Genomic DNA, 8,550 nt, shown 5'->3' with positions numbered 1-8,550 from the left:
CGCGGAAGGACGGGTCCTCGTTGCCCTGGTACTTCTCCTGGATGGCCTTGACCGACTCGGCCTCGATACGGGCCTGCGCGGGGTCGTACACGCCGCAGGGGAGGTCACAGTGAGCGGTGGCCACCAGCCGCGGGCGGAGAATACGGGACAGCATATTCGGAGTCACTCCTGTAGAATCAGAAGTTGTGAGGGATGGAGACGCTCAGCGCCAATAGCTGTTGGCCGCTGCTATAGTTGCGAACTCCGTTGAAACGATGTGTACGGCGGCGAGCAGTGAGTCTGCGCTCTCAGCATAAGCTGGCCGCAGCTTGTCTCGGATCGTCGCATCAGGTTGCGTAGCTTTCACTGTGAGTCGGGCCAGCTTGATCGCCAAAGCTCGGCCCTCCTCTGGATTCTCGGTCAGCAAGGTGTTTCCAGGAACGAGGACGACAGCGTCGCTCATAGTGGTTCCTATTCGGTCGATACAGCATTTCATCGGCACAGCGCCCAGAGGCTCTCCGGCGACCGGGGGTGTCCGCCCTCAGCGGGTGGACACCCCCGGTCGATGCGTGGAAGTCAGAGCGCGGCGGCGAGCGTCGGCGAGGCGATGGTGTCGATGGTCTCCATCTCCTTGGTGAACTCGACGTAGTTGTTGTCCATCAGCGCGCGCGGGTCGAAGTCCGGGCTGGCCAGGACGCCGTGGACGCGGCGGCGCTGCATGCCGAAGTTGCCGCCGTCGTAGATCGGGAAGATCGCGGCCTCGCGCAGGTACTTCTCGAACATGTGCTTCTTGTCGGCGCTGTTGACACCCACGACCTGGAGGCACTTGTAGACGGCGTCGAACAGCGACTCGGTGCAGTACACCTTGTTCATCGCGCCGATGAGCTCGCCGTGATAGTCGTGCTCGTCGATGTAGTGCGCGGCCTTCCAGCAGAAGTACCGGGCGGCCTCGATCTTGGCCGCGACGTCGCCGAGCACGTAGCCGACGTTCTGGTGGTGGATGATCGGGAACGGGCCACCGGCCGTGTAGGTCTTCGCCCAGGCGAGCGCGGCCTCGTAGGCCGCGCGGGCCACGCCGACCGCGGCGATGCCGGCCACCGGCCCTGACCAGGCGAAGTTGCGGTTGATCAGCAGGTCGCCGTTGCCCTTCGTGCCTTCGACGATGTTCTCGCGGGGCACGATGGCGTTCTCGAAGATGACCTCGGAGTTCGGCGTGAGTCGGTGCCCGAAGGAGTCGATGGTGTTGAAGGTGACGCCCGGCGTCCCGCGATCGACCATGATCGCGGCCAGCCCCTCGGTGCCACCCTTGTCCGGGTCGGTGCGCACGACGTAGAGGCTCGTGTTGGCCCCCTGACCGTCCCAGCCGCCGACGTTGCAGGGCCAGTACTTGCGCCCGTTGAGTACGTAGTGGTCACCCTCGAGGATGGCCTGCAGGCCGATGCCCGCGGGGGAGGGCAGCGGGGTGTCGAAGTTCGCCGTGCCGCCCGGGGAGCCGGCCGGCTCGCTGGCGCCGTAGCCGGCGATCCATTCCCCTGTGGGATCGGAGGTGGCTTCGGTGAGGATCTTCTTCTTCTGGTCCTCGGTGCCCCAGTACCAGACCGGTAGCAGGCCGAGTCCGTTGACGAGGACGGTGCACGCGAAACCGGGGTCGATCGCGCAGATCTCTTCGGCCGCGAGGATCAGCTCGACATTCGTGAGGCCACCGCCGCCGAACTCTTTGGGGATCATGCAGAAGGCGATCCCGCGCTTGTAGGACTCGACGTACGCCGGCTTCGTCATCTGGAACGCCTTGAGTGGATCGGGTTCCCGATCGGCGTCCCGGACGATCGGTGCCAACACGTTCTCGGCGAAGTCCCGGGCGGCCAGCTGAACCTTCTTCTGCTCCGGACTGAGAGTGAAATCGATCGCCATGCGAGGTCCTCCAGTTGCAGTCGACATCGAATCAGGACCGAATAGCAACGGTGCCCGGGTAAACCCGGCCACGTTGCGGCCCGTGCTCCGCATCACTATCTTGGGAGGGCCCACTCTTGGGAAGGAGCGTCGCACGAACAGGCGCTCCCGCCGCACGAATAGCGTCGACAGCGACACGAACAGCGCTGGTGGTCTGGCCTCCCGTGCGTCCCACGGCCCGCGACCGGCGGACCCATGGGACTCGTCGGGCGCTTCATGTCCTGGCGTGCATCAGTTGTTGCTAACCTGGTCTTCAATAGGGGTTAATCGCGGAGAGAGGATCTTGATCGGGCCGGCCCTGAGGTCTTCTTGGCGCGGGTGTGGGCCGGGTTCCACAACGGATGGGCGAATCTGGACATACGCCGCGGTATGAGGATGTCCCGAGTTCGGTGAGGTCTTCTCAGCAAGATCGAGTCAGCTGGCGTTGGTGTATCCGGACGGTGTGCGCTCGACGGCAGGGACTCGTCCGACATGCCGAGGATCGCGAGGTCCCGGGCAGGGCGTGGAGCCCCAGCCAGAAGAGACCTTCTCGCAGATCATCTTCACGCGAAGGGCTCCACGTGATCGCTTATCCTGCCATGCTCGACGTGCCCACCGAACCGTTCGTGGCCGAGTTGCCCGCCGCCGAACGCCTTACCCGCGGCACCCGGACCGGGACCAGGACGCTGAGCTGCCTGGATCAGCCGTGTTCGCGCTGGTGTGGTTCCGGGAGAAGCGCGAGGTAGCGCTGATCGGTCGGGGCCTGGAAATCTCCCAGGCCACCTCCTACCGCTACCTCGTCGAGGCCATCGGCGTGCTCGCCGTCCGCGCCCCCGACCTGCACGCCGCGCTGGCCCGCGGCCAGGACGAGGGCTGGTCCCACATCGTGCTCGACGGGAAGGCCGTCGACACCGACCGCCTGCGGGTCAAGACCCTCATGAGGTCGGCGGCGAGCAGGACCGCGAGCGCGGTCTCGGTTTGGGCGACGAACCGCAGTCACACCGCCGAGCGCGACGTGGCCGTGGCGGTCTTCTCGGCACGGGCCCCGACCGGCTCAAGCGCGACCGGGTAGCGACGCGTCGACAGGCCGGCGAGCATCCGCTCCAGCGCCATCCGCCCCAGGATCTCGGTGTCGGAGAACAGCTCGTACGCCGGCACCGGGAGCTCGCCGGAACCATCAGTCGCGCGCATCCGGGGCCGCTCGACCGGTACCCGGCGCGGCCGTGCCGGACCGCGACCCGTTCAGGGTCGTGGCGGCCCTTCGGCCCGCACGCGGCGGTGACGTCGGCCTCCATCAGCGCGGCCATCACCTGTAGCCCGGTCCCGACCGTGAGGGCCGGCAATCCCTCGTGCATCTCACCGGCCAGCTCGCCCAGCACCACGCTCACGTGCTCGAGCACGGCAGGCTGGCTCGTGTCGATCTCCCGGTTCTGGTATTGCTTGCGCACGGCGGTCCGCTGTCCTCGCGGTGTTCTTGGCGGTTCGCCCGAGTACCTACCGCACGGCAGGACTCAGGCGGGGGGACCGCCACCTCAACTTCCACGAGATCCGGGACAACCTCCGCGGTATCGTTCCAGGTCAGCGTGCCGGGGTAGGTCCGGAACCCGCGAGTCTACTGGGCACACGTTCGATCGATGTTCGAACGGTTGAAGATGGGTGACGTCGTCTATCGTCCGGGACACCTGCACGTACGGAGGTCGACACCGGCGGACAAGGACGGCACTGTGGCGCGCGGCACCTGCAGCTGATCCACAACGAGTGGGAGCCGTGACATCCGACCACGCCTATTGCCGCGCGAAGATGGCTGCACGACTGTCGACGACGCGCTGAGACTGACCCTCTAGCGTCGTCAGGGGGCCAACTCCAACGCGTCGTTGACACAGGCATCGCCCCAGATCAGGAGTGTCGAGCGCGGTGCTGGCCGGGCAACACGACCGACTCCGGGCTGATCGGCCAAGCACGCGAGGATGCGGGCCGAGCTCTGGGCCCGGCCGATGTGGGTCGCCGACCGTGGGTTGTCCCCGTGGGAGCACCCGGACGAAGCGGGCCGAACTGCGCGGGCGGAACTCCACCATGCCCGGGGCTCCACCGCGGCGGGGTGATCGCACCCACGAGAAGCGGTACGGACGATACCGATATTGGGATGCCGCGGGGGCTTGTCGGAGCTGGCATGTGAGGCCCTCACAGACGCGGACGTGAGCCCGTGAAGCGCCGGATCGGCGGTGGCACGTGTTCTCCGTGGGTCCACCGATGGCCGTGTATTACCCGGTGCATCGAGGTGTGCCACCTCGCGGATCGGGCGTTCTGACAGGGGCCTGTGTGCCGGCCAGGGGGACTTACATCGACATCCGCCCCGCCATGGGGCCCGCAGCTTCGCTCGGGCGCCGGAACGGTGCACCGCCGACATCGGCGGTCCACCCCTGGTGGGAGTCCCGCCAACATCGTGGGCCTTGCGGCCTAAGGCAGCTCAAAGTAGCATCAGCAGTACCGATTAGATCACCTGGATCATGAGGTGATCCCTACGGCCACGATCGATCCGAGCGTCAGCGTGCGGCGTCTGGCGCGACGGTGACCTGTGCTGACCGACCACTTTCTGCCGCTGCATCAACGAGTGACAGCGCATTCGCAATTGGTCAACCTGCGAGGGAGAGACAGCCTGGGCAACCAAGCCAAAACCATCCCACTGGGCGACGTCTGAAAGATGCATGCCACGTTCAGCTCGTCACGCCCGACGACTGAACGGCGCGGCAGGTACAATTCGCCTCATCCGATCGAGACGAGCTGGACTGTGAAACACACGAATCACGCTGATTATGCCTTGCGCGTGCTTATGTACCTGCGCGTCGCTACTGGTCGCCGCGGCTCCATTGCCGACATCGCTGCAGCGCACCGTATTTCGCGCAACCATCTGGACAAGGTCGTCCAGAAGATGGGGGCCGCGGGTCTGGTTCAGACGACCCGTGGCCGCGGCGGAGGTGTCCAGTTGGTACGCGACCCGCACACCATCTCCATCGGCGACGTGATGAGGGCCATGGAGGATGACTACGCGATCGTCGAATGCCTTGGTGCGGTCCGGTTTTGCCGCGTGGCGGGGGTGTGCGGCGCGCGCAGCGTATTCGTCAAAGCCCTGGCCTCCTACTTCGAAGTTCTTGACGAAGCGACTCTGGAAGATGTGGCAGTCAACAATCTGGGTCTCCGCGGCGCGCTCGACCTCACCGGCCATCAGAAAAGGACGACAGTCGGGTCCGAGCCGACGCTCGACTGACATTCGATCAAACGAATTGACGGAAATCTGAATCACCCGGCTTTCGGCATCAGCTACTCAACGAGGAGGAAGCACGTGTCGATCGACTTCGAACTCGCCCCCCACCAGAAGAAAATAAAATATGACACTCGCGAGTTTGCACTCGAGGTCCTGAGACCGGCGGCCGAGCGGGCTGACGCCATGGCGGACCCGCAGCAGGCGTTCGTCGCAATGAAGCCCGCCTTCCAGCAAGCCTACAGAATGGGTCTGGCCACCGACTTCTTGCCGAAGGAGTATGGCGGCGGAGGGGCCAGCAACGTGGACCTCATGATCGCGGTCGAAGAACTGAGCGCCGTAGATGCAGGCTTCCCCACCACAATTCTCGTCAACGGTCTCGCCCTCATGCCGCTCACCTGGTTCGGCAGCGAGGAGCAATGCCGAAAGTGGATTGGTCAGGCAACTAGCAATACCAGCATGGATTACCTCGGCGGCTGGGTGGTCAGCGAGCGCGGTGGCACCGCGAACTTCGACCACCCAAGCCATACTGCCGGCATCCAACTCGTTGCCGACTACGATAAAGCAGAAGGCCAATACATTCTGAACGGAGAAAAGCACTGGCCGTGCAACTCCGGCGGCTGGGACCTCAAAGGTGCCGATATCAATGTCTGTATCGTCCGAACCGACCGGAGAGGAGGCGGCAAGGACGCACTTAGTGCGATCGTCGTCGAGCGCGGCACCCCCGGTATTTCATACGAAGTCATTGACAAGGTCGGTCACCGAACTTGTCAGAACGTTACCATGACTTTCCGAAACGTCCGAGTTCCCGAAGCGAACCTCTTCGCGAAGGGCAACGGCGACCTCGTCATCAATCGCAGCTTCACATGGTCCGGGCCGATAGCGGGAATCGCATCAGTCGGCGTCGCACGAGGCGCATACGAGTTCACATTGGGTTGGGCAAGGACGTACACGGGCGGTGGCTCCTCTCCGATCATCAAGAATCCGGTCGTCGGCAACCTCATTGCCGACATTGCCGCGAAGATCGAGGCCGGGCGATACATGTGTTGGAAGACCGCGCATTATATGGACAAGTACGACAGTGACGGCCACGCCCTCGGGGCCATGAATAAGACGTTCTGCACGGATCTCATGCACAGTGTCGTCTCGGACTGCATGCGGATTGTAGGAGTGAATGCTATCGATAAGCGATTTGGGATGGAGAAGTACTACCGAGAGGCGATCGTGTTCCCGCTGTACGATTCCGGCAACCTCGGAATGCAGAAGCGCAAGGCGTGCGGCGCGATCGTTGATCCTGCATTCACGCCTGACATCTATGCTGATTGCGATCCATTCGAATACAGGAAGTCGATGGAGGGGTATGGGGTGGTTACCGAATTCGGCTAGAGAACCTCCAGTCGCAGGAGTAGAAGTCTACGGAACCGGCTGGCCCGGGTTTGGCGGAGTGCCACTGACGTCCCGGAATAGGCTTGCCTAGCGCCGCCTGAGGCAAGCAGAAGTCGATGATGGCGGTTGGGTCGGCTCCCACGGGCTGTGGCGCCGATGCGATGCGAAGGGGCATTGCATGCACGGATATGTTGTTGCGGGCGGGCGATCGGATGAGGTAGAGGTCCGCCGTCGGCGCCAGGAAACACTGACGGCGTGGGAGCACTTCGTCAAGGGAGATGACGAGGCTGCCGTCTCAACGGTTGCGCCGATGATTCTGCATTCCTGGTATCGATGTCGCGACCTGCATCGTCTTGATCCAGTCAATCCGAAGACCTCGACGTGCAGTCAAGGTGGCGACAGTGCACATGCATCACGACATGCTGGCGTCTATGCGCTGCTCGGCGCAGTTGCCGGTGCGATCGTCGAAGGCGTCGGGAATTGTGTTGCCACGGTCACGGACTCCGGGGCGCAGATCGTCGCGGCGAGGACAGTCGATGGCTTGCGCCGCGAGGTGGCAGAATGCAGGTTGGAACCGGAGGCGCGGTGGCCGGAGTCATTAAGTGGTACCAACGGGATGGGTACCGCCTTACTGCAGTCGCAGCAGGAGGCGGCAGTAGTACGAGGTCCCGAGCACTGGCGTCAGGACATGCATGAATGGACCTGCTTAGGCATAGCCGTTCATGATCCGGTGACGGCTTCGCCGGTTGGGGTTCTGAACGTTTCAGCGCACACGGAGATGCTCATTGCAGGGCTTGGCCCGAAGCTCAATGCGGAATTAGGTACTGTTCGGCAGTATCTCATAAGATGCGCGTTTCGCGATGCAATTGCCGTGGCCGAGAAGTTTACAGAGGAAGCGATAGAGCGCCGAGGGAAACTTCTTGGTCTCGACCTGGCTGGGAATGTAATCGCTGCCAGCGAAGACGCCAGGAAGTATATCACTGGCCTCCCGCGAGGCTTCCTGCTCGAACCAACTACTCGGCGTGGCGCCAGCTTCGGGCCCCTTCGGGACATCGCTGCCGCATCATATGAGCCAGCGGTGTCGGACCCGGGTTGGAGTGGCACAGCCGTCATCGGTCGTCTTCTAGGTGATCCACAAGCGTATTCCGTCAAGCCGGTGTACGGCCCGGTCGGTCTCGCCGGCTGGATTTTGGCTGGCTGTGGTCGCGTAGCGGGAGCTGACACCGCGGCAGACTCGGTAGAAGCGAGCCAACCAGACGTCCGACAAGAGCGTGTTCCCGGACTCGCCAGCGACTGTGTCGTCCTTCTCGATCCCAACGAGATTCGGTTCGCTGAAGCCAGTCGTCACGTCGTCTGGCTGGTGACCGACCGCGGACGGATCAAGGCCGCAGCAAAGGGAATGGACAACCTTGAGCGAGAGCTGGCCCGGTATGGTTTCCTGAGAGTTCACCGCAGCTTCCTGATCAACCCGGGGCGCGTCCGTCGGGTCCACAATAAAGGACACGGCATAATCGCTCTGAGCACTAGTGATGATCGACCAGAGAGCATTCCGGTCTCGCGACGCAGCACGCAGAAAGTCCGACAACGACTGGGACTGTAGAGGTGGGCAGATTCAGGCGGGTGGAAGCATGAATGATACGTACCCTCACCCGGAATGGGTCTTGATGTAGGTGATGTCGGCCACCCGGAGGTGGTTGGGTGCTGGTGCGGTGAACGCGCGCTCGACCAGGCCTGGGTGCAGGTCCGGGCCGGTGGCACGGACCGTGGTACACGGCTCTTTGACTTTAGGCGGGCACCGTCGGGTTCCTCGCTGACAATCGGCGGGTCTGCCGACTGCTGTGCAACCGTACTCGTCGTCGGTAGTTGTCTCGGTTCCTGAACCCGCAGGCGGCGCGTTTCACCAGCTTGATCAGTCGGTTCGTGCCCTTCGTGCCGGCGTTCGTCAGGCCTGACTCGTGCCACCCCCTGGATCAGTCGCCTGGGCCGAGGGGCTGACC

The 8,550-nt window shown here is 63.6% G+C and carries 7 protein-coding genes and 1 pseudogene; 3 read left to right on the top strand and 5 right to left on the bottom strand.

Annotation, left to right across the window (positions count from 1 at the left end; translation table 11 throughout):
* From BGP03_RS21740 to BGP03_RS21725, 4 genes and pseudogenes are all read right to left on the bottom strand, one after another.
* The coding region (locus BGP03_RS21740; RefSeq protein WP_299737267.1) for a superoxide dismutase [Ni] at nucleotides 1-154 on the bottom strand (154 nt) is incomplete at its 3' end.
* Between the two features lie 48 nt (nucleotides 155-202).
* The gene (locus BGP03_RS21735) at nucleotides 203-442 is read right to left on the bottom strand and encodes a hexameric tyrosine-coordinated heme protein (protein ID WP_296367219.1); all 240 of its coding nucleotides are present in this window, start codon (nucleotides 440-442) and stop codon (nucleotides 203-205) included.
* A 113-nt stretch (nucleotides 443-555) separates the two neighbouring features.
* Nucleotides 556-1,890: an acyl-CoA dehydrogenase family protein gene (locus BGP03_RS21730; RefSeq protein ID WP_296367221.1), complete on the bottom strand. Its 1,335-nt coding sequence runs from the start codon at nucleotides 1,888-1,890 to the stop codon at nucleotides 556-558.
* A 916-nt stretch (nucleotides 1,891-2,806) separates the two neighbouring features.
* Nucleotides 2,807-3,356, bottom strand: a pseudogene (locus BGP03_RS21725) (IS256 family transposase); the annotation flags it as partial.
* 1,340 nt (nucleotides 3,357-4,696) lie between these two features.
* Here BGP03_RS21725 and BGP03_RS21720 point away from each other — a divergent pair.
* From BGP03_RS21720 to BGP03_RS21710, 3 genes are all read left to right on the top strand, one after another.
* Nucleotides 4,697-5,173, top strand: a complete 477-nt coding sequence (locus tag BGP03_RS21720) for an Rrf2 family transcriptional regulator (protein WP_296367229.1) — start codon at nucleotides 4,697-4,699, stop codon at nucleotides 5,171-5,173.
* Between the two features lie 75 nt (nucleotides 5,174-5,248).
* On the top strand, nucleotides 5,249-6,553 hold the full coding sequence (locus BGP03_RS21715; protein WP_296367223.1) for an acyl-CoA dehydrogenase family protein: 1,305 nt from the start codon (nucleotides 5,249-5,251) through the stop codon (nucleotides 6,551-6,553).
* Between the two features lie 178 nt (nucleotides 6,554-6,731).
* Nucleotides 6,732-8,153 carry a DNA-binding protein gene (locus BGP03_RS21710; protein ID WP_298797594.1) on the top strand — a complete coding sequence of 474 codons (1,422 nt, stop codon included), beginning with the start codon at nucleotides 6,732-6,734 and terminating at the stop codon, nucleotides 8,151-8,153.
* A gap of 184 nt (nucleotides 8,154-8,337) precedes the next feature.
* Here BGP03_RS21710 and BGP03_RS36025 read toward each other — a convergent pair whose 3' ends face one another.
* A complete protein-coding gene (locus BGP03_RS36025; protein ID WP_363094226.1) occupies nucleotides 8,338-8,499 on the bottom strand; it encodes a transposase in 162 nt (53 codons plus the stop codon).
* Nucleotides 8,500-8,550: the final 51 nt, after the last annotated feature.

This window comes from Pseudonocardia sp. 73-21 (assembly GCF_001899645.1).
Taxonomy (GTDB): Bacteria; Actinomycetota; Actinomycetes; order Mycobacteriales; family Pseudonocardiaceae; genus Pseudonocardia.
Note: the sequence above shows the minus strand (reverse complement) of the source record. Positions and strands in the feature narration are given on the sequence as shown.

What these genes read in the sequence shown, in the direction of transcription:
- BGP03_RS21735 (WP_296367219.1), bottom strand. Translation starts at nt 442, where the DNA reads ATGAGCGACGCTGTCGTCCTCGTTCCTGGAAACACCTTGCTGACCGAG.
- BGP03_RS21730 (WP_296367221.1), bottom strand. Translation starts at nt 1,890, where the DNA reads ATGGCGATCGATTTCACTCTCAGTCCGGAGCAGAAGAAGGTTCAGCTG.
- BGP03_RS21710 (WP_298797594.1), top strand. Translation starts at nt 6,732, where the DNA reads ATGCACGGATATGTTGTTGCGGGCGGGCGATCGGATGAGGTAGAGGTC.